This window comes from Acinetobacter sp. YH12235 (genome assembly GCF_013417705.1).
Taxonomy (GTDB): domain Bacteria; phylum Pseudomonadota; class Gammaproteobacteria; order Pseudomonadales; family Moraxellaceae; genus Acinetobacter.
On sequence record NZ_VPDL01000024.1, the window covers coordinates 34,628 to 55,193 of the forward strand.

Consider the following 20,566-nt stretch of genomic DNA (forward strand, 5'->3'; position numbering starts at 1 on the left):
ATAAACCCTAATATTAAAAATAATCTTCTTTACCTTCTATCTAATAAATATACCAATAAGTTTAATAATTAAATTATCCACCCTTTTTTCTATAAAAAACTATTTTGATCAACTGTATTTTTTCTTTAAAGGAATAACAGTGTAAATTACATTAAGAATGTGTCTCTAACTAGCCTTGGAGTCATCTAATCATTTCATTTTTATTTTTTTTAAGCACATAAAATCATAACAACTTTAATAGTTTTAAAAGATTAATATTAAATAAAATTTTTGTCATCTCAGCATAGACTATATATTTCGAGAAGATCTCAAAATTACATTTTTGTCATTTTTAAAAATAATTAATTAATAGTGCTAAAATTTTTAAGAGAGACAGAGAATAACCAAAAATTTCATCAGTTTAGTAGTCAAATTCCTAGACTCTGTTCAGTACTAAAACATAGCTTTTACTTCCAAATTATTTAAAGGAAAAAATTATGATGAAATTCAAAAACATTTTTTTGGGCTTATGTATCGCAGCCGCGTCATTGAATACATTTGCACAGCAATCCGATGAACACAAAGATCACCATCCTGAAAAAACAGCACCATCTGCAGTAACAATTAAGCAAACAGTTACCAGCACCACTGCTACAGATAAAATGGCTGCAATGGACCAGCACATGAAAGCAATGCAAGCCATGCATGCAAAGATGATGGCTGCAAAAAACCCTCAAGAACGTCAAAAACTTATGGCTGAGCACATGAAACTCATGCAAGGAGGTATGAGCATGATGAAACAGATGAGCGGCCAAAGCATGAATGCAAATATGGCTGACCGTCAGCAGATGATGGAAAAACGTATGGACATGATGCAATCCATGATGCAGATGATGATGGACTGTATGCCTCCCTCCACAACTAAATAATTACCCATGAATTAGAGAGGGAAGCACCATGAACCATCAACCTCAAGAACATAATTCAGTACCTAACTTTTGGTCTACACGTTATGCCATCGGCCTATTCGTGATTGGTGGTGTGGCAGCCTATTTTCTCTTAACCGAGCATTTGGCCCATGTCGTTGGTGTTTTACCCTTTTTACTCCTTTTAGCATGCCCACTCATGCATATTTTTATGCATGGTGGTCATGGACATCACCATCATCAACAGAAAAATCCAGACACATCAGATAATAAAAAATCACGCGAACCAGGAGACCCCTCATGAATCATGCGGAATCGGCCTATGGTCTGTGGTGGCTCGTCATCATAAATTCGGCAATTTTCATTATGTTTGCCTTCAGTTTTTTTAAACCCGCCACAGCACGAGACTGGCGTACTTTTAGCGCTTTCTCTGCTTTCATCATTGCATTGTTTGTCGAGATGTATGGTTTCCCTTTAACCATTTACCTGTTGTCAGGCTGGCTACAAACTCGCTTTCCTGAACTTGATTTGCTGTCGCATAACTCAGGTCACTTATGGTCAACGCTACTGGGTGAAAAGGGTGATCCACATTTTGGCATTCTGCACATCGCGAGTTATATTTTTTTGGGCTATGGTTTCTATTTACTGTCATCAGCATGGAACGTGTTGTACCACGCACAACGTCATCACCAATTGGCAGTAACCGGACCCTATGCGCGCATACGTCACCCCCAATACGTGGCTTTTATCTTGATCTTGCTGGGGTTTTTATTGCAATGGCCAACTTTACTGACACTGATTATGTTTCCAATCTTACTCTTAATGTACAGCCGCTTGGCAATTAAGGAAGAGGCTGAAATGAGTAAACAGTTTGGCGCTGTCTATGACAGCTATGCTCAACAGACTCCGAGATTTATTCCAAAATTCGGCCATAAAACCACTTTTCCATAAGAGAATTATTTATGTCAGATCAAAAAAATCATAACCAGGACCATATGGCACAGGCTACAACAGACGTACTGAAAGACCCAGTCTGTGGTATGACCGTCACTGAAGAATCGAAATACCATGAGGAATTTAAGGGGAAAACTTACTTTTTTTGCAGTGATAAATGTCAATCAAAGTTTCATAGCAGCCCGGTGCAATATATCGCTAAACCCGCAACGACGACTGCCGATGCACATACACAGCATCATCAGACTACTCAATCCGTTAATGATGCAAGCACAACAGGCACGACCATCTATACTTGCCCAATGCATCCAGAAATTAGACAGGATCATCCTGGAAACTGTCCTAAATGCGGAATGACACTGGAGCCACTCATTCCCGAGTTAGAGGAAGATGAGAATCCTGAGTTACGTGATTTCCGTCGACGCTTCTGGTGGACACTGCCACTCACCATAGTCGTGACTTTTTTGGCAATGTTTGGCCATCAACTGAACCTGTTCGACATGGCAGTTCAGAGCTGGATTGAATTAGTGTTGTCACTCCCGATTGTACTGTGGGCAGGTTGGCCATTTTTTTCCCGTGGTTGGCAATCGGTCGTGAATCGCAGCCCGAACATGTGGACCCTGATCGGTCTAGGTACAGGGGCTGCTTTTATTTACAGTGTGGTTGCAACTGTAGCGCCACAAATCTTTCCAGACTCATTTATTTCCATGGGCCGTGTCGCTGTTTACTTTGAAGCTTCAGCGGTCATTATTTCGTTGACCCTACTGGGACAAATACTAGAATTAAAAGCACGTTCGCAAACTTCTGCTGCAATTAAGTCACTACTCGGACTTGCTCCTAAAACAGCTCGCCGAATTCTGTCCGATGGAACTGAGGAAGACGTTCCTCTGACTCATGTCCATGTAGGAGATTTACTTCGCATCCGCCCAGGTGAAAAAGTTCCTGTGGATGGTGTAGTCACTGAAGGAAGTAGTTCAGTAGATGAATCAATGCTGACAGGCGAACCTTTACCAATCACTAAACGTGTCGGCGATAAAGTCATTGGCGCTACCCTGAATACCAATGGTTCATTGATCATGCGTTCAGAGAAAATTGGTTCAAGTACCATGTTGTCCCAGATCGTACAGATGGTGGCACAAGCTCAACGCTCGAGAGCACCAATGCAACGTATGGCTGATCAGGTAGCAGGTTGGTTCGTCATGGCTGTAGTGACCATTGCCTTGCTTACCTTCTTTGGATGGGGATTGTTCGGCCCAGAAGAGTCGAGCTGGGTTTATGCATTAATCAATGCTGTGGCAGTACTCATTATTGCCTGTCCTTGTGCACTAGGCTTGGCAACTCCAATGTCTATCATGGTTGCAACGGGTCAAGGTGCTACTCATGGTGTGTTGTTCCGCGATGCAGCAGCCATTGAGAATCTGCGCAAGATTGACACACTAATCATCGATAAAACAGGTACGTTGACCGAAGGACGCCCTGTATTCGATCGTGTGGTTGCCGCATCAGGTTTCGATGAATCTGAAGTATTACGTTTAGCCGCCAGTCTTGATCAAGGCAGTGAACACCCGCTAGCCGAAGCGATTGTAAATGCAGCACACGAACGTGGCCTGTCTCTTGAAACACCAGATAATTTTGAATCAGGCTCAGGGATTGGTGTTCGAGGTCAAGTGGGCGATCGTCAGTTAGCTTTGGGCAACACAGCACTGATGGAGCAATTAGGTATCTCGGTACAATCTCTGATTCCGCAAGCCGAAGAGCTGCGTTCAGAAGGTGCAAGTGTGATGCATCTAGCCATCAATGGTGAATTGGCCGGCCTGCTTGCAGTATCCGATCCCATCAAAAAAAGTACCCCTGAAGCACTTGCCACCCTGAAGGAAGCTGGACTACGTATCGTGATGGCAACAGGAGATGGTCTCACCACTGCCCGTTCAGTCGCAGCACGTCTGGGTATTGATGAGGTACATGGTGAAGTTAAACCCGCAGATAAACTAGAACTGGTCAGCAAATTGCAGAAGGAAGGTCGCATCGTGGCAATGGCCGGCGATGGAATCAATGATGCACCAGCACTAGCCAAGGCTGATGTCGGTATCGCTATGGGGACCGGAACTGATGTCGCAATGAATAGTGCTCAAGTTACGCTGGTCAAGGGGGATTTACGCGGTATCGCGGTTGCCCGTTCCCTTTCGGAAGCTACTGTTGGCAACATGAAACAGAACCTCATGTTTGCTTTCCTTTACAATGCCTTGGGTATCCCAATCGCAGCTGGCGTACTCTATCCATTTACCGGTTGGTTATTGTCACCCATGATTGCGGCCTTGGCGATGAGTTTTAGTTCAGCTTCAGTCATCACGAATGCCCTTCGCCTGCGAAATAAAAAGTTATGATAGAGAGTTCTTTTCTTCCACCAGATGTACCAGGTCTTATTGCAGCACTTGCCATCGGCCTGCTCATTGGTTTAGAACGAGGATGGCACGATCGTGAATTGCCCGAGGGCAGCCGAGTAGCAGGCCTACGTACCTTCACATTGACAGGATTGCTCGGAGGAGTGCTCGGTCATTTACAACCAAACTTCGGGCCTTGGCCGCTGGTCGCGGCCGTATTAGGGCTTTCCTTATTATTAACAGTGTCCTACGCGCGTACCGCAAAACTTTCCGGTAATCTAAGCGCTACCACGACGATCGCGATGCTGTTGACATTAGTTTTAGGTGCATATGCATCCCATGGTAATGTTACTTTAGCATTAACCGCGGCTGTAATCGTCGCTGTATTTTTGGATCTCAAGCCAACCTTACACGGTTGGCTACGCTTGATAGAGCATCGTGAATTAACCGCATCCCTGCAGTTGCTGGTACTTTCTGTCGTTATATTACCCTACTTACCCAATACGGGTCTGGGACCTTTTGCTGCATTAAATCCTTACCAGTTATGGTGGGCAGTGATCCTGATTGCCGGACTCTCTCTGGCAGGTCATTTTGCCATGCGGCTTACCGGTTCAGAAAGAGGCATATTCTGGACAGGTCTATTGGGTGGTTTGGCATCTTCTACAGCTGCAACTGTCGCACTGGCACGCTATACACGCCAGCACCCCGTCATGGTCAGTGCTGCTATTTCTGGAACATTGGCTGCCTGTGGCATCATGTTTTTTCGTATGGTTGTGCTGATAGGCGTCATTGAGCCAGCATTGCTAAGCACTTTTGGTGGTGCAATGATGATTGCGGGAATCCTTCTGCTGGGTATGGCATTGTGGAGACAACGCCAAATTACCAGCGCTGAAAACAACGATCGAACAATAGAAGCAATGGCTCCTTTTGATCTTGGGACAGCATTCAGCTTCGCTGCTTTCCTGGCTGTCATGGCAGTCTTGGTCCCGGCAGCAAAACAATGGTTGGGCACCAGCGGCATCTTCGTATTATCGACTATTTCTGGGCTAGCAGACGTAGATGCTATTTTAGTCTCACTTGCCCGCCTGCATAGTACTGAAGGCTTAACAACAAATGTGGCTGCTGTCGCGCTAGGGCTGGCCACACTGAGCAACATGTTAAGCAAAGCGACAATTGCATGGATGACAGGGGGGGCACAGTTTGGCCGAGCTATCATATTTGGCTACACAATTGCCATGATAGGTGCTGGCGTAGCTCTGGCTCTCAGTTTGAGCTTTATGTAAGGTCAACTCGGGTAAATGGAAGATGTTCAAAAAATGAGTTAAAATGATTCCCCTTGCATGGATTCACTTTGAAAAACAATGGTAAAAATGATTCGACCATTGAGGGATTCAGCCTGGATGGTCGCCCCAAGCATATCAAGAATAGATTTTGTTATCGCGAGCCCTAAGCCGGTTCCTTCTTCTGTTCTTTGTCTAGATGCATCTGTTCGATAAAATCGATCAAATAACCTGGATAGTTGTTCAGGAGAGATTTCAGGGCCTTCATTTTCAATTGAAAATATTGTGTTATCTAAATTCTGTTGAAGTTTTATGCGTATTGTAGAATTCTTATTTCCATATTTAACTGCATTAGATAATAGATTGCTGAGTGCTCGACGTAACATAGCAGGATCACCTTTGACATTTCCAGATCCTGTTTGTTGAAGCGTCATATTTTTTTCGGCAGCTAGCGCATCATAGAAATCAAATAAGGCTGTAACTTCTTTAACCAGGTCAATATTCTGTAAGTTCTGTAATTTTAGGCCATGTTCTGCTTTTGCCAAGAAAAGCATATCGGATACCATTCGAGCCAAACGTTCTAATTCTTCTAAATTAGAAAATAGTACTTCTTGATAGGTACTGGTATCTCGTTTACGGGCAAGACATACTTGAGTTTGAGTCATTAAGTTATTAATCGGTGTTCTAATTTCATGCGCTAAATCAGATGAAAAATCGGAAAGCCTTTCTAAAGCTGATTCTAGTCTGTCGAGCATATCATTGAAGGCAATTGCTAATGATTTTAGTTCTGTTGGTGTGTGCTCAACTTCTAAACGTTCTGAAAGATGTTGGGCAGAAATGCCTTCTGCGACCTTAGCCATTTTTTGCACGGGTCTTAAACCTCTCCAGGTTGCAAACCAACCTAAAAACATTAAACAAATCGTACCGGCTAAACCAATGTAAAAAAGTTGACGCTTAAAATCATTTAAAAAATGTAGATGTTCAGATGTATCTATCCCCACAATAATGCGTACAGATTGTATTTCAGTATTTTTGTTTATATCCGTGTTGTAGATCATGCCACGATAGGTCTTATTCTTAATTTTCCATTTAATCCAAGGGTTATTTGCTGACTTGATTAACTGTTGAGTATTAATGATTGAAGATGCTGAACTAAATAAAATCTGACCTGCCGGTCGTTCTATTTGGACCATAAGATCATGGTGTCCAACTAAAGCATCTTTCAAATATAGATCAAGTTCTGGAGAATTTTTAGGATGCTGTTGGAGAAGATTCTGAATAAGCTGGATTTTACCTTCTAATTGGGTACGATCTTGCGTTTCAAAATGATGCATCACTAATTTATGGATGAAAAACCCCATCATAATGAGAATGCATATAGTCGATAATGAGAAAATAATACCAATACGAAAACTGATAGATTTGAATAATTTATTATTCATCTTCTACCTCTAATACATACCCCATTCCTCGAATATTCTGAATTAACTTAGGGGTAAAATTACTATCTACTTTATTTCTTAATCGTTTAATAGCGACTTCAACTACATTTGTATCACTATCAAAGTTCATATCCCAAATTTGAGATGCAATAAGTGCTCTTGGTAGAATTTCACCTCTTCTACGCATAAAAAGCTCCATAAGCGCAAATTCTTTAGCCGTCAGATCAATGCGTTGACCTGCTCGTGTTACCCGACGTTTTCTCAAATCAAGTTCTAAATCAGCAATCTTAATAATATTATTATCTTCTCTTTGTTGCCCTCGTCTAAGGAGCGTTTTTATTCGAGCTAGAAGCTCTGCAAAAGCAAAAGGCTTAACTAAATAATCATCAGCGCCTAGCTCTAATCCTTTTACTCGATCTTCGATTTGATCTCGGGCGGTAAGAAAAAGAATGGGCATTGTTTTACCGCTGCTACGAATATCATTGATAATATTCCAACCATTTAGTCCAGGTAACATCACGTCTAAAATAATTAAGTCATACTCTTCAGAAAGAGCTTGATGTTTACCCGTTAACCCATCTGTAACCCAGTCCGTAATATAGCCAGCTTCGGATAAACCTTGCTTGAGATAATCACCAGTTTTTTGTTCATCTTCAACTAATAGTATTCTCATCTCAGAATCCTAAGTTATTCATTAAAACTATAATAACGTTATAAAACATCTGATCGAGATAGATTACAAAAATGTCATTTTCAAGTCACTTAGATGTTCAGTGCTTCACTTTAGTGTAGTAGCAAGAAATTAACTTTTAGAGAAACTTATGAAAACTGTAGTGCGTCGTAGTCTAACAATTTTAATGTGTGCTGGAACTTTAATTGCTGGTACTCAATCTTGGGCAAAAGATGTATCAACCTCAAGTGCCACTAAAACGGTAAAAGCACAGGAACCTTGTACAAAACCTTGTAAAATGGAAAAAGATGACAAGACTCAGCAAGATCATAGTCAACATCAGTCTCCTAACTCATCTGACATGTCAAAAATGGATCATTCTATGATGAATATGGACCATTCTAAAATGGATCATTCAAAGATGAATATGCCTAGTAGCAATAAATAATTTTATAAATAGCGAGAAAGAAGTATTAAAGTTTATACTAAATATTTGCTTTATTACTTCAACCTTGACCTTTCTAAAGGTGAGATAGAATGTCAAAAAATCTAAAGGTGAGATAGAATGTCAAAAAAGTTAAGTCATATACTCTTAATTGGAGTTGGTTTATTTTCATCAACTTGGGTAATGGCGGCAGTTAAAGAATATGATTTAACAATCGCTGAACAAACTGTAAATATCACAGGAAAACCAGTTGAGAGAATTACTGTAAATGGTAAATTCGTTGCACCACTTCTTGAATTTGAAGAAGGTGATGAGGCCGTTATCCGTGTTCACAATAAGTTAAAAAATCAGGACTCTTCAATCCATTGGCATGGCTTATTATTACCTGGAATTATGGATGGTGTACCTGGATTTAACAAATTTAATGGCATTGCCCCTAATAAAACTTATGAATATAAGTTTAAAGTCCGCCAAAATGGTACTTATTGGTATCATTCACATAGTAAAGGACAAGAACAAGACGGTTTATATGGTGCTTTTGTTATTTATCCTAAAGATAAAACTCCACTAACAGCTGCTGAAAAAACCGATAAAGATTACGTTGTTTTGCTTTCTGATTTTCATAATTCGACAAGTGATCAAATTATGAAAAATATTAAAAAAGAAGCAGATTACTATCAGAACCGCCGCGAAACAGTATTCGATGTATTAAAACAAGTTAAACGTGATGGGCTAAAAGCGACTTGGCAAGACCGTTCTATGTGGAATCAGATGCGAATGCTGAAAACAGATATGTCCGATGTGACTGGTTATACATTTTTAATGAATGGCAAAACACCTCAGCAAAACTGGACCGGTAACTTCAAAGCTGGTGAAAAAGTTCGCCTTCGTTTTATTAATGCTTCCGCTATGTCATTCTTTGATGTACGCATTCCAAACCTAAAAATGACTGTAGTCAGTGCTGATGGTCAACCTGTAAAGCCGGTTCCTGTAGATGAGTTCCGTATTGGTACTGCTGAAACCTATGATGTCATTGTGGAACCAAAACAAGCACATTACCAAATTGAAGCTGAATCTATTGATCGTACCGGTTTTTCAGTGGGAACATTACATGAAGAAAGCAGCCCAGCAGTCAAACAAATTGAGATGCCTAAGCCTCGTCCTCGTTCTTTATTGACTATGGAAGATATGGGAATGAATCATGATATGTCATCTATGAAAGATATGGATCACGATATGTCTTCTATGAAAGGTATGGATCATGATATGTCTTCTATGAAAGGCATGAATCACGATATGTCTTCTATGAAAGGTATGGATCATGATATGTCTTCTATGAAAGATATGAATCATGATATGTCTTCTATGAAAGGCATGAATCACGATATGTCTTCTATGAAAGGCATGAATCACGATATGTCTTCTATGAAAGGTATGGATCATGATATGTCTTCTATGAAAGGTATGGATCATGATATGCCGATGAATAGCGCTACTGTTAAGGCGGCTTCAGACAAGAATGATAATACCGTATTTGGATGGGCAAATGCTTCAACACCTGAAGGTAATAAAGCATTGCAATATAGTGATTTGCAATCGTTAGATCCTCAAAAAGACACTCGTGCAGCTGAACGTGAAATAGAGATCCGTCTTGGTGGAAACATGGAGCGTTATATTTGGACAATAAATGGTAAAAAATTTAATGAAGCCGACCCACTAGTGGTGAAGTATGGTGAACGTATTCGCTTAAAATTTGTCAATGACAGTATGATGGCTCACCCAATGCACTTACATGGCATGTTTATGCAGCTTGAGAATGGTCAGGATCCAAGCAATATGCCAAACAAACATACGGTAATTGTTCCACCTGGGAAAACGATAACCACTCTACTCACAGCTGATGAGTTAGGTGAGTGGGCTATTCATTGTCACCTGCTTTACCATATGAGTGCAGGAATGATGAATAAACTCATTGTAGCTCAAGTGGAAGATGGTAATTCTACAAAGACTGTTCCTCAGTCCCAAGTAAATGAGAAGGGAGTAAATCCACATGCAAATCACTAAGAATTTCTTCTCAAAAACAGTCTTATCAATTGCATTAATAAGTATATCAAACTTAACTTTTGCTAATAGCAGCACTTCGGAACAAGAAAGTAATATTACAAATGGTATGAGAGTCTTATTACAGGAGTCTGGCGGCTTAAGATATAGCCCCCAAGAATTGTATCCAGAATATTATTCAATGGAAAATGCAAATGGGGGAGATAATATTATTTTGACTGCAAGAAAGACATCAGACGGATCTCACGATGATCATCTTAAAGAACATGGCGGACAAATTTATCAAGTAACAAGACTTGAAAATGCATGGATGGTTGATGAAGACGGTAAGGGCAACCTAGGAACAAAGCTTGAAACTTTGATTGGAACAGATGAAAATCGTCTATTTATTGAAGCCAATTCGGAAAAGTCAGAAAGTAATGATCCAAAATATGCTGTATCAGCACTTTATAGCCGTAACGTAGCCCCATTTTGGGATATACAAGCTGGTGTAAGATATAGCGAAGATAAAAATAGCAGCAACAGTGATCGAGTTGATGGTGTTATTGGTGTATTAGGATTAGCTCCTTATTTCTTTGAAACACAAGCATATCTTTATGGCGGTGAGAATAATTTTTGGGGAGCAAGTTTTGAATTAGAACGTGATTTGCTTTTAACTCAGAAACTTATTACTCAACCTTATATCGAAGCAGATGTAATATTTAGCGATGATTCTAACTATGCTGCAAAATCAGGTTTATCAGAACTTAAAACTGGTATCAAAACCCGATATGAGATTACTAAGCGAATTAAACCTTTCATTGATGTTGCTTACCAATATGAAAAAGGACAGAAAGCCACTTCTATGCAAGAGGCAACAGAGTCTGAAAAGGGATGGAAATATGGTGCAGGTATCGAATTAGTTTTTTAAAATAATATGACTTGGAATCATGAATGGTAGCTTCGGCTACTATTCATGAAATTGTTGTCATTTCCTTTCGAATCTGTAAAACTAAAAAAGCTTAAATTTTGGTCTTATCTCTATGCAGTGGTTAAAAACATGCCTATCGCTGTTTTTATCGTTTGCTATCCTTTTAGTAGGATCGGCTGCTGCTGCTTCGTCTGTACATAAGCGGTGTTTAATGCCATCTGAACAGATGAAATCCATGCAAATGGAAGCATCTCAAAACCAGGATATGATGCATACCGACTGTATGAAAGTTGAAGCAAAGGTCAAAAAAAGGCACTGTTGCAAATAGAGATTTGAGTCGATGAAGTTCCTTTTTAAAAGTGCTTAGAGACCGAAAACCCTGTTGATTAGACACACTTCACCTTGAGGCTGACCATAATAAAATGACGATGCTTGTCCTTTACGTAGTGCACGCATGACTTCAATACCTTTAATTGTGGCATAAGCCGTCTTCATAGATTTGAATCCTAATGTGGCCCTGATGATCCGCTTTAACTTACCATGATCACATTCAATGACATTATTTTTATACTTAATCTGCCTGTGCTCAATATCTACTGGACATTTTCCTTCTCGCTTTAACCGTGATAAAGCATGGCCATAGGTCGCTGCTTCATCTGTATTGATGACCCGTGGAATTTGCCATTTTTTCACCGTATTGAAGATCTTTCCTAGAAAACTATAGGCTGATTTACTGTTCCGTCTAGCGGAAAGGTAAAAGTCAATCGTATGACCCCGTTGATCAACTGCACGATACAGGTAAGTCCATCGCCCCTTCACTTTGATATAAGTCTCATCCATATGCCATGAATGTAAATCTGTAGGATTACGCCAATACCAGCGTAACCGTTTTTCCATTTCTGGAGCATAACGCTGAACCCAACGATAAATTGTACTGTGATCCACATTTATGCCTCGTTCAGCGAGCATTTCTTGAAGTTCACGATAGCTGATGCCATATTTACAATACCAACGAACAGCCCAAAGAATGATTTCACCTTGAAAGTGCCGACCGTGGAAGGGATTCATCTGCTGTATCTCGAAATAAATAAGATATTTAGCTTATCATGTCAGCCTATTTGCAACAGTGCCAATTATATTGAGTTGTAAATATTTGAAATTCCGTTAAGATATTTTGGATTAAATTCTATTCCTAGATAGCATTCGTGTTGACTCATCTCTCCAAAAAACTTTGGTTTTGTTTTCTTATGGTTTTTGCCATAGGATGGAGTAGTGTGTCTGTTGCATCAGTAAAGATAATGCATATCAATATGCAAACTGAAATGAGCCAAGATCATTGTTTAGATCAAGCACAGCAAGTCACTCAACATGGTATTAATCACGAAGTACAGACGAATACCGATTGCCATAATCATTTAGCTCTTAATCAGAATATAGATCACAAAAAGTGTCAGGAATGTTCTAGCTTATCCTGCCAGACACAGATCTCATGTCTTCATTCTTTGCAAAGCTCGCTAGATCCCCTAGATACCTTCTATTCTATAGATCAGCCTAATTTTTATTATCCCAACCAATATCTAAATGGGTATTGGCAAGAAATTTCACGTCCTCCTAAAACTTAACCAATTTTTTTAAAATTTATTTATTTTTCAAAAATTAAGGTTAAGTTATGTCTCATAAAATTAGTTCGTACCTATTAGCAGGTATTTGTTTTGCATCGTCGCCTTTGGTTTTTGCCGAAGTGCGTGAATATCAGCTTGTTATTGATGAAGCAGTGGTCAGCCCAACTGGAAAGCCTGTAAAGCGCATTACCGTAAATGGTCAATTTCCTGCGCCTTTGCTTGAGTTTGAAGAGGGTGATGAAGCCATCATTCGCGTGAAAAATAATTTAAAAAACCAAGATTCTTCTATTCATTGGCACGGACTGTTGTTGCCGGGCATTATGGATGGTGTACCGGGATTTAATGGTTTTAACGGTATTAAGCCTCAAAGCGAGTATGTTTATAAATTCAAGATTCGCCAAAGCGGGACTTATTGGTATCACGCTCATTCTAAAGGACAGGAACAGGACGGCTTATATGGTTCTTTTGTGATTTATCCAAAAGGTAAAACACCATTGGCAGCACATGAAAAAGCTGAACGTGACTATGTGGTGATGTTGTCAGATTTTCATGAAAAAACCAGTGATCAAATTCAGAAAGATCTTAAAATTTCAGCTGAATATTATCAAGATCAGCGTGAAACCTTGGGTGATGTTTGGAAGCAGGTTAAACGTGATGGCATAAAAGCGACATGGTCTGACCGCAAAATGTGGAATCAGATGCGTATGCTAAAAACCGACATGTCGGATGTTACAGGTTATACCTTCCTCATTAATGGCAAAACACCTGAACAAAATTGGACAGGAATGTTTAAACCGAATGAAAAAATTCGCCTACGTTTTGTGAATGCATCTGCGATGTCTTTCTACGATGTCCGTATTCCTAACTTGAAAATGACTGTGGTCAGTGCTGATGGTCAGCCTGTAAAACCTGTTGCTGTGGATGAGTTTCGTATTGGCACAGCTGAAACTTATGATGTGATTGTGGAGCCAAAAGGTGGACATTATCAAATTGAAGCTGAGTCAATTGACCGTTCAGGTTATGCGATTGGTACACTGCACAATGAACTAAATCCTATGACACATGGCATTCATATGCCTGCACCACGTCCACGCTCACTTTTGACCATGGAAGATATGGGACATGGTGACGGTGATCATGCAGGAATGGATCATTCGAAAATGAACCACGGCAATATGCAAGGCATGGATCACTCGAAAATGGATCATTCAAAAATGAACCATGGCGATATGCAAGGCATGGATCACTCGAAAATGGATCATTCACAGCATGGCACAGCAAAACCACAAGAAAATGATCAAGTGGTTTATGGTTGGGCAAATGCATCTACACCTGCGGGCAATAAAGCCTTGCAATATAGTGATTTAAAATCTTTAGAACCGCAAAAAGATACTCGTGAAGCTAGCAGTGAATTAGTAGTGCGTTTGGGCGGTACTATGGAGCGTTATATTTGGACGATTAACGGTAAAAAATTCAGCGATGCTGAGCCATTAAAAGTGAAGTATGGCGAGCGTATCCGTATCAAATTTATTAATGACAGTATGATGGCGCACCCCATGCATTTACATGGCATGTTTATGCAGTTGGAGAATGGTCAAGAGTCGGTAGATATGCCGAATAAACACACATTGATTGTACCACCGGGTAAAACAGTGACTGCTTTATTAACTGCGGATGAGTTGGGCGAATGGGCAATCCATTGTCATTTGTTGTATCACATGAGTGCAGGAATGATGAACAAGTTGATCGTGGCAAATGTTAGCGATGAACAAGTGTCTACAACGCCAATTCAAGGTACAAATTCGACTCAAACTCACCAAGTAACTGAGCAAAAAGGAGCTGGACATGCACATCACTAATTTTGTATTTAAAGCGTTTTTTTCTGTTGCGGTATTGAGTTTAACAAGCTTAAGTTTGGCGCACGAAGGGCATCATTCAACTGCTCAGACTGATGGAAAAAATGTACCATCAATGAATCATCAAGCGATGTCTGAGATGGATCATTCACAGCATTCTCCACAAGAGCATGCACAACACATGCAGATGATGGGGAAAATGAATCATGCTGCACATTCAGCACCGATGAACCATCAACATGCAGGTCATCAGCCAATGCATCACAAATCAACAGAGAAACAGCAAGATCAAAAAGTACAGAAAGGAGATCAACATGCGCACCATTAATCTTTTTTCTAAAACTGTTTTAGCAAGCTCTTTGTTGATGGTCAGTGCAGTGAGTTTGGCACATAATGGTGAAGATCATAGTGCGCCTGAAAAAATGACAGTTGCTACATCTTCTAGTCAAAATCAGCCGATGCAAATGGATCGCTCTCAAATGAATCAGGCACAACATCAGGCAACATCTACGGTTAATCATTTACATCATGTACCAGATGCGAATGCTCAGCAGAGTTCGCATTATGATCATCGCTCAGAACACGGTGCGCAAATTTATGCGATTACGACAGTGGACAATAAGTGGCTTGTCAATGAAGATGGCACAGGTGATTTAAAGTCAGAGTTTGAAACCCGTATTGGCACAGATGAAAATAAGGTTTTTATTAAAATTCATGCCGATAAAGAAGAATCGCATGATGCACATTATGATGCCAAACTTTTATATAGCCGTATGATTTCAGACTTTTGGGATGCACAGATTGGTGCACGTTATCGTAGTGAAAAAGTTGAACTCAATGATCATCGCAAAGACACCGAAGAAAATGTTGATGCGGTGATTGGCTTACATGGTATGGCGCCATATTTCTTTGAAACTGATGCTTATCTCTATGCGGGAGAAGACAATTATGCGGGCTTTAGCCTAGAAACGGAACGTGATTTTCTGATTACGCAAAAGTTGATTATTCAACCTTATTTAGAGTTGGATGCTATCTTTAGTGATGACTCTAAATATGCGAAAAAAACTGGTTTAAGCAGTGCAACCGCAGGGTTTGAAACTCGCTATGAAATCAGTAAAAAGATCATGCCGTATATCGACATTGCCTATGAGTATTCAAAAGGTAATGATGAAACGTCGTGGCAAATAGAATCAAACTCTGAGAAAGGTTGGTTATATGGAGCTGGTGTTAGATTTAGATTTTAATTAATTTAATGATTACTAAATAGCTTTATTTAAATAAAACTCTAGCTTAATGTGGCCGGAAGCAAAATGTTAACTTATTTTGCTTCCTTCCATTTAACATAATGGCTGTTATGCGAAGTCGACTTGTAATGCAATTTGCATTACAATATTCCTAGTACATTAAATACTTGGGAAATATGATGGCTACTGTTAACTTCAGGATCGATGAAGCCCTTAAAGAAAAATCTTATTCAATCCTTAAAGAGCAAGGTATTGCACCTACGGATTTCTTCACTAGTATTCTTGAGTATGTTGCTACGACTGGGAAACTGCCTGTCAAAAAAGCTTTGCTTTCAGAAGAAGATGAAGAATTATTAGCTCTTGTTCGTAAGCGCATTAATGATCCTAAAGAGATGTTTGAGGAAGTCACATTAGATGACTTATAAGCTTTTACGTCACAAGGACTTTACAGCAGAATGGGAAAAACTCCCTGTTGCTATACGAGATCAATTTAAAAAGAAACTAGCCAAAGTCATAGAGCAGCCACATATTCCAAAGAATATGCTTAGAGGCGATCTTGCAGGTTGCTATAAAATCAAATTATTAAAAGCTGGTGTCCGACTTGTCTATCAAGTTAAAGATGATCAGGTAGTTATCCTGCTCATTACCGTCGGAAAACGAGCTGATAGCATAGTTTATGACGAAGCGAAAAAGCGAATTAAAGACTAAAAATGGGAGCTTAAAGCTCCCATTTTTGGCTTCGTATAAGGTGTATTATGTTAATTTTAGGAAAGGCTCTAAGACTAGCAGAATGATTATGTTAGTCTAGAGCCATATAATTAACATTATTGAAGTATTTTACATGGCAATTTTTCGACATTCTTCTGCACACTGACGGCAAGCCTCAGCACATTTTTTACAATGATCATGTGAATGTTTTTCACACTCTTCCGCACAATATTCACAGATCTTAGCACAAAGCTCACAAATCTCTTTGAGGAAAGGTGAGTTATGTTGTTGCATACGCACACATAACTGACAAATATCTGCACATTCTAGACAACGTTGAATACATTCACGCATCATCTCTAAATCTTTTTCTTTTAAACAAGAAGTTGCACATTCAGTACAAATAAGTGAACAGTTTGTACATGCAGAAATACACTCTGAAAATTTCGTATTAATCATTTTTTACTCTCAATTTATATAATCAAAGAAATAATTAAAACATAATTTTTTTCTACTAATTATTTTAAATTATTAGTAAATGTAATACATAATGTTAATTTATATGAATAATGTTAATTTTAACTAAATCTTATTTATATTCCAAATTATTAAAAAACAGTTTTTAATTAGGATAGATGATCAAGTATCAAAAGCAGCTATTCTTAAAATAACTACAATAATTTTATCACTTTAAAAATAGATTTTCCCTCTATTTAACATAATGGTGGTTATACGCAATACACTTGTATATTAATATAAATATCAGATACTTAATAAAACAAGAAAAATCCAAAAATGCCCAAAAAACCGATTTTGAAACAAATCGGCTTTTTTATGAGCAGTTTTGATAGTTCTTGCCAATAAATTTGTTTAAAAAGTAGTCGATTTTGAGATTTTTTAAATTTTATCAATGCGTGAATGTTCAAAATTATCCCCATTTCTTGTGGATAAAACTTAGGCTGTTTTGTACGCTTTAGCTTACGTAAATTCCGGTCCTTTGCGGCTATTCGGAATAGTAGAATTTTCATATGATTAATTGGTCAGGAACAGGAAGTTCCTTAGAATTACAAAGAATGAGCACCAGGATGGGGCCAGATACGACAAGCACTAAGCCAGCACAGACCTAAAGTTCCAATAAAAAACCTCGGCAGGATGCCGGGGTTTTTTATTGTCTGCATTTAAGGTCTAATCAGTCTTAGCCAATTCATTTTGGTTGATAAGTTTAATCAGCGCATTTTGAACAAACTCATCAAGTTCAATCCCTTTTTCTTTTATGATGGTTTCTATCTTTGCTAGCGTTTCACTTTCTAATTCGAACTCGATTTCTGCTGATGTTTCCATGAGTAAATCATAGCTATTTTCGACTATCTTTTTAAAGGTTTCTTCTAGATCTTTTGTTGATGGAATATTGAAAGATAAGCGTAATGAGCTATTGATAATTTCAATATGGGTATACCCTAAATATTCAGTACTTTTTCCCACAAATCCTAAGTGCTTCATAAAAAACCTTAAATAAATATAGTAGAGAGCTGTCTAAATTAAGCCAGACTCTCTTTTACAAATTTTGGATCAACAATAAATAATCGAATAAGGGATGTTGCTGCTCCTGATGGTCTTCTCGCACCTTGTTCCCATGATTCAAGAGTACGTCTTGATACGCCAAGAATCTTAGCAAACTGATCTTGTGTTAGTTGAGCCTTTCTACGAGCTAACGCTACATCTGTCTCAGTGATTACGGTTCTTTTCGCTGCATTACTAGTAAGCATATCGTCGATGCCTTGTAATATTTCAGCTTCAATATCCCTAGTTGCTTCAAAAGCCTCAAGTTCTTTTTCAGTCATTAAACGAGTCATTTAGTTTCTCCACTAATGCTTGAAGAGTCTTCTTACTAAGCTGTACAGTTTGCTTTTTACTGTACAAGGTTAATAACCAAATCTCTCCATTTGCTAAACGATTAAAGTAGATGACTCTGACACCACCACTTTTACCTCTACCACCGCTAGTCCATCTAATCTTACGAATACCACCTGCATTAGGCTCTACATCTCCTGCTTCAGGATTTAATGCTAAGAATGTTTTGAATTCCTCATATTCTTCCTGAGTCCAATAAACAAGACAGTATTTAGTAAATAATGGAGTCTCACATATTGTATACATTGATTGCATTCATACTACCTTGTAGTAGTTTATTTTATACTACTTTGTGGTATTTTTAAATGATAATTCTTAGTTCACAGGATTAAAGACGATGTACTATTTTGCAGAGGATCCCTTCTAGGTAATGTTACCTAGGAGGAACAATGAAAAAACTGAAACATCAGTACAGGCAATCAATACAGAGTACTCACCATGACTACTTTTGGGAAATCTATCCCAATGTCAGAAGCTCTGTATTTAAAAATTTAGCACTCTGAACCGTACCGGGTTTGTCGGAGACTTTTTATTTAAGTTAGGCCACCTGACCTAACGGATTAATCTTATCATAGTAGATTGCTTCAAACTCAAAAGGTGATACATAACCCAGTGCACTATGTACACGTTCTTTATTGAACCAATCTACCCAGTTTAGTGTCGCAAGTTGTACATCTGCTAAACCTTGCCAATCTGCTTTTAAATATTCAATCACCTCTGTTTTGTATAAGCCATTCACCGTTTCAGCCAAAGCATTATCGTATGAATCACCAGTCGTACCGACTGATGCTCGTAAATTTGCTGCTTCTAAACGATTGGTATAACGAATGGAAAGATATTGCACACCTCTGTCGGAATGATGAATCACATTCTTTGGCATGCATCGGTCATGCAATGCTTGCTCCAATGCATCGAGCACCATGTCTGTATTCATACGTGTTGATACTTTCCATCCAACAATTGCTCGTGAGAACACATCAATAATAAAGGCGGTATAGACCCAACCTGAATTGGTTTGAATATACGGGTGAGTTTTAGCTAGTCATAATTCATAAAAAATATCGATTGTGTACTGTACTGTAATGTACTAAAATACGATAAAGTACAGTACACAATAGGAAGTAAACCCATGGCAATCACTAAATCAGATGTGGCAAAAGCCATCGAATCCCTTGCAGCACAAGGCTCAAACCCAACTAACGATAATATCCTTGCGGTTCTTGGTAGCGGCTCAAAGACCACTATCAACAAATACCGCAAAGAGATCCTTGAAGAGCAACTGGCGGCAGCCGTTACTACGGCAAAAACTCTGAAAGATGCGGAACTTGTTACCGTGTCACAAGTCATTGCAACCCTATTGCAAGAACGGATTGATGCAGTACAAGGCGGATATGCGGAAACAGTGCAACAACTGGAAAAGCAGCTTGCAGATACCACAGAAAAACTGGAACAGGTGCAAATCAAACTTGATGAACAGGTCAAACAAACTGATGACACCACCGACAAGCTGAAAGTCGCTCTTGCTAGTACAGATAAGGCAAAAGAAGACTACAACGCCTTGCAAGCCAAATATGAACAGCTACTCGAAAAATCAGGCTCGATCAAATATGTGGAATCACAACTCACTAATGCAAATGCACGGATAGCTGAATTAGAAAAACAGATTACAATGTAAAAAGACAAGTAACTGACGATGAAGGCTGGTAATCCCCCCTAAAAATAATAGGATCTAAAAGTAGAATTTTCTCTTAAGATACGAGCAGGAGATTCTGCATGAAAACATCTAAATTTACTGACAGTCAGATCATGTCCATCTTGAAACAGGCAGAATCTGGCACACCTGTAGCGACCCTTTGCCGTGAACACGGCATGAGTAATGCTACCTTTTATAAATGGCGTGCCAAATATGGTGGTATGGATACATCATTAATGGCTCGACTGAAAGAGCTAGAAGCCGAAAATACCAGACTTAAAAAGATGTATGCGGAAGAGCGATTAAAGGCCGAAATCATCCAGGAAGCGATGGCAATGAGCAGCACTGCTGCGCAAGGGTAAAGCCATCTTGCCGGCGTAAGATGGCACAACAGGCAGTTGCCCAGCATGCCATTAGTATTCGTTTGGCTTGTAAAGCATTTGGCATTAGTGAAACCTGCTACCGCTATCAAGCCAAACTCAGC

Annotated in this window: 21 protein-coding genes and 3 pseudogenes; 16 read left to right on the forward strand and 8 right to left on the reverse strand. The window is 39.2% G+C overall.

All coding sequences use genetic code 11. The annotated features are described in order from the left end of the window. Window positions 1-476 precede the first annotated feature (476 nt). Genes FTV13_RS12205 through FTV13_RS12225 form a run of 5 tightly spaced genes read left to right on the forward strand, consistent with a single transcriptional unit; the run spans window position 477 to window position 5,523 of the window. Window positions 477-908: a hypothetical protein gene (locus FTV13_RS12205; protein ID WP_004681444.1), complete on the forward strand. Its 432-nt coding sequence runs from the start codon at window positions 477-479 to the stop codon at window positions 906-908. 28 nt (window positions 909-936) lie between these two features. Then, window positions 937-1,209, forward strand: coding sequence for a DUF2933 domain-containing protein (locus FTV13_RS12210; protein WP_004755892.1), 273 nt, complete (start codon window positions 937-939; stop codon window positions 1,207-1,209). Continuing rightward, a complete protein-coding gene (locus FTV13_RS12215) occupies window positions 1,206-1,856 on the forward strand; it encodes an isoprenylcysteine carboxylmethyltransferase family protein (RefSeq protein WP_004681447.1) in 651 nt (216 codons plus the stop codon). The genes FTV13_RS12210 and FTV13_RS12215 overlap by 4 nt, the downstream gene beginning before the upstream one ends. An 11-nt stretch (window positions 1,857-1,867) precedes the next feature. Next, entirely contained in the window at window positions 1,868-4,243 is a 2,376-nt protein-coding gene (locus tag FTV13_RS12220; RefSeq protein ID WP_063454658.1) for a heavy metal translocating P-type ATPase, read from the forward strand. Next, window positions 4,240-5,523, forward strand: coding sequence for an MgtC/SapB family protein (locus FTV13_RS12225; protein ID WP_004663995.1), 1,284 nt, complete (start codon window positions 4,240-4,242; stop codon window positions 5,521-5,523). The genes FTV13_RS12220 and FTV13_RS12225 overlap by 4 nt, the downstream gene beginning before the upstream one ends. Window positions 5,524-5,561: 38 nt before the next feature. Here FTV13_RS12225 and FTV13_RS12230 read toward each other — a convergent pair whose 3' ends face one another. Together FTV13_RS12230 and FTV13_RS12235 are read right to left on the reverse strand one after the other, a co-directional pair. Further along, window positions 5,562-6,962 carry a heavy metal sensor histidine kinase gene (locus tag FTV13_RS12230; protein ID WP_005105857.1) on the reverse strand — a complete coding sequence of 467 codons (1,401 nt, stop codon included), beginning with the start codon at window positions 6,960-6,962 and terminating at the stop codon, window positions 5,562-5,564. After that, window positions 6,955-7,635, reverse strand: a complete 681-nt coding sequence (locus tag FTV13_RS12235) for a heavy metal response regulator transcription factor (protein ID WP_004679347.1) — start codon at window positions 7,633-7,635, stop codon at window positions 6,955-6,957. The genes FTV13_RS12230 and FTV13_RS12235 overlap by 8 nt, the downstream gene beginning before the upstream one ends. A gap of 148 nt (window positions 7,636-7,783) precedes the next feature. Here FTV13_RS12235 and FTV13_RS12240 point away from each other — a divergent pair, with 148 nt between their 5' ends. The 4 genes and pseudogenes from FTV13_RS12240 to FTV13_RS12255 all read left to right on the forward strand — a co-directional run. Further along, window positions 7,784-8,080 carry a hypothetical protein gene (locus FTV13_RS12240; RefSeq protein ID WP_004281865.1) on the forward strand — a complete coding sequence of 99 codons (297 nt, stop codon included), beginning with the start codon at window positions 7,784-7,786 and terminating at the stop codon, window positions 8,078-8,080. 117 nt (window positions 8,081-8,197) lie between these two features. Continuing rightward, complete coding sequence (locus FTV13_RS12245; protein ID WP_180012157.1) at window positions 8,198-10,141, forward strand: multicopper oxidase domain-containing protein; 1,944 nt, start codon at window positions 8,198-8,200, stop codon at window positions 10,139-10,141. After that, a complete protein-coding gene (locus tag FTV13_RS12250) occupies window positions 10,128-11,048 on the forward strand; it encodes a copper resistance protein B (RefSeq protein WP_004733213.1) in 921 nt (306 codons plus the stop codon). Before FTV13_RS12245 ends, FTV13_RS12250 begins: the two co-directional genes overlap by 14 nt. Window positions 11,049-11,160: 112 nt before the next feature. Then, window positions 11,161-11,358: pseudogene (locus FTV13_RS12255) on the forward strand (hypothetical protein); the annotation flags it as partial. Between the two features lie 53 nt (window positions 11,359-11,411). Here the strand turns inward: FTV13_RS12255 and FTV13_RS12260 are convergent. Further along, entirely contained in the window at window positions 11,412-12,116 is a 705-nt protein-coding gene (locus FTV13_RS12260; RefSeq protein ID WP_023278713.1) for an IS6-like element IS1008 family transposase, read from the reverse strand. Between the two features lie 601 nt (window positions 12,117-12,717). Here FTV13_RS12260 and FTV13_RS12265 point away from each other — a divergent pair. The 5 genes from FTV13_RS12265 to FTV13_RS12285 all read left to right on the forward strand — a co-directional run bounded on the left by FTV13_RS12265 (window position 12,718) and on the right by FTV13_RS12285 (window position 16,478). Continuing rightward, the gene (locus tag FTV13_RS12265) at window positions 12,718-14,529 is read left to right on the forward strand and encodes a copper resistance system multicopper oxidase (RefSeq protein WP_004733211.1); all 1,812 of its coding nucleotides are present in this window, start codon (window positions 12,718-12,720) and stop codon (window positions 14,527-14,529) included. Then, the gene (locus tag FTV13_RS12270) at window positions 14,516-14,854 is read left to right on the forward strand and encodes a hypothetical protein (RefSeq protein WP_004897649.1); all 339 of its coding nucleotides are present in this window, start codon (window positions 14,516-14,518) and stop codon (window positions 14,852-14,854) included. Before FTV13_RS12265 ends, FTV13_RS12270 begins: the two co-directional genes overlap by 14 nt. After that, a complete protein-coding gene (locus tag FTV13_RS12275) occupies window positions 14,841-15,770 on the forward strand; it encodes a copper resistance protein B (RefSeq protein ID WP_159153668.1) in 930 nt (309 codons plus the stop codon). Before FTV13_RS12270 ends, FTV13_RS12275 begins: the two co-directional genes overlap by 14 nt. A gap of 179 nt (window positions 15,771-15,949) precedes the next feature. Beyond that, a complete protein-coding gene (locus FTV13_RS12280) occupies window positions 15,950-16,195 on the forward strand; it encodes a type II toxin-antitoxin system RelB/DinJ family antitoxin (RefSeq protein WP_000246755.1) in 246 nt (81 codons plus the stop codon). Then, window positions 16,185-16,478 carry a type II toxin-antitoxin system RelE/ParE family toxin gene (locus FTV13_RS12285; protein ID WP_000221358.1) on the forward strand — a complete coding sequence of 98 codons (294 nt, stop codon included), beginning with the start codon at window positions 16,185-16,187 and terminating at the stop codon, window positions 16,476-16,478. Before FTV13_RS12280 ends, FTV13_RS12285 begins: the two co-directional genes overlap by 11 nt. Before the next feature lie 129 nt (window positions 16,479-16,607). Here the strand turns inward: FTV13_RS12285 and FTV13_RS12290 are convergent, their stop codons facing one another. The 5 genes and pseudogenes from FTV13_RS12290 to FTV13_RS12310 all read right to left on the reverse strand — a co-directional run. After that, on the reverse strand, window positions 16,608-16,937 hold the full coding sequence (locus FTV13_RS12290; protein ID WP_004733205.1) for a four-helix bundle copper-binding protein: 330 nt from the start codon (window positions 16,935-16,937) through the stop codon (window positions 16,608-16,610). Window positions 16,938-17,663: 726 nt separating this feature from the next. Continuing rightward, the gene (locus FTV13_RS12295; protein ID WP_180012159.1) at window positions 17,664-17,978 is read right to left on the reverse strand and encodes a hypothetical protein; all 315 of its coding nucleotides are present in this window, start codon (window positions 17,976-17,978) and stop codon (window positions 17,664-17,666) included. A gap of 38 nt (window positions 17,979-18,016) precedes the next feature. Further along, window positions 18,017-18,331 (reverse strand): DNA-binding transcriptional regulator, encoded by a 315-nt coding sequence (locus FTV13_RS12300; RefSeq protein ID WP_104505827.1) that lies wholly within the window; start codon window positions 18,329-18,331, stop codon window positions 18,017-18,019. After that, entirely contained in the window at window positions 18,312-18,635 is a 324-nt protein-coding gene (locus tag FTV13_RS12305; RefSeq protein ID WP_104505828.1) for a transcriptional regulator, read from the reverse strand. The genes FTV13_RS12300 and FTV13_RS12305 overlap by 20 nt, the downstream gene beginning before the upstream one ends. Before the next feature lie 292 nt (window positions 18,636-18,927). Next, window positions 18,928-19,413 (reverse strand): annotated as a pseudogene (locus tag FTV13_RS12310) (IS3 family transposase); the annotation flags it as partial. 105 nt (window positions 19,414-19,518) lie between these two features. Between FTV13_RS12310 and FTV13_RS12315 the strand changes: the two are divergent. Further along, a complete protein-coding gene (locus FTV13_RS12315) occupies window positions 19,519-20,064 on the forward strand; it encodes a DNA-binding protein (protein WP_127800924.1) in 546 nt (181 codons plus the stop codon). A gap of 98 nt (window positions 20,065-20,162) precedes the next feature. Further along, window positions 20,163-20,566, forward strand: a pseudogene (locus FTV13_RS12320) (transposase); the annotation flags it as partial.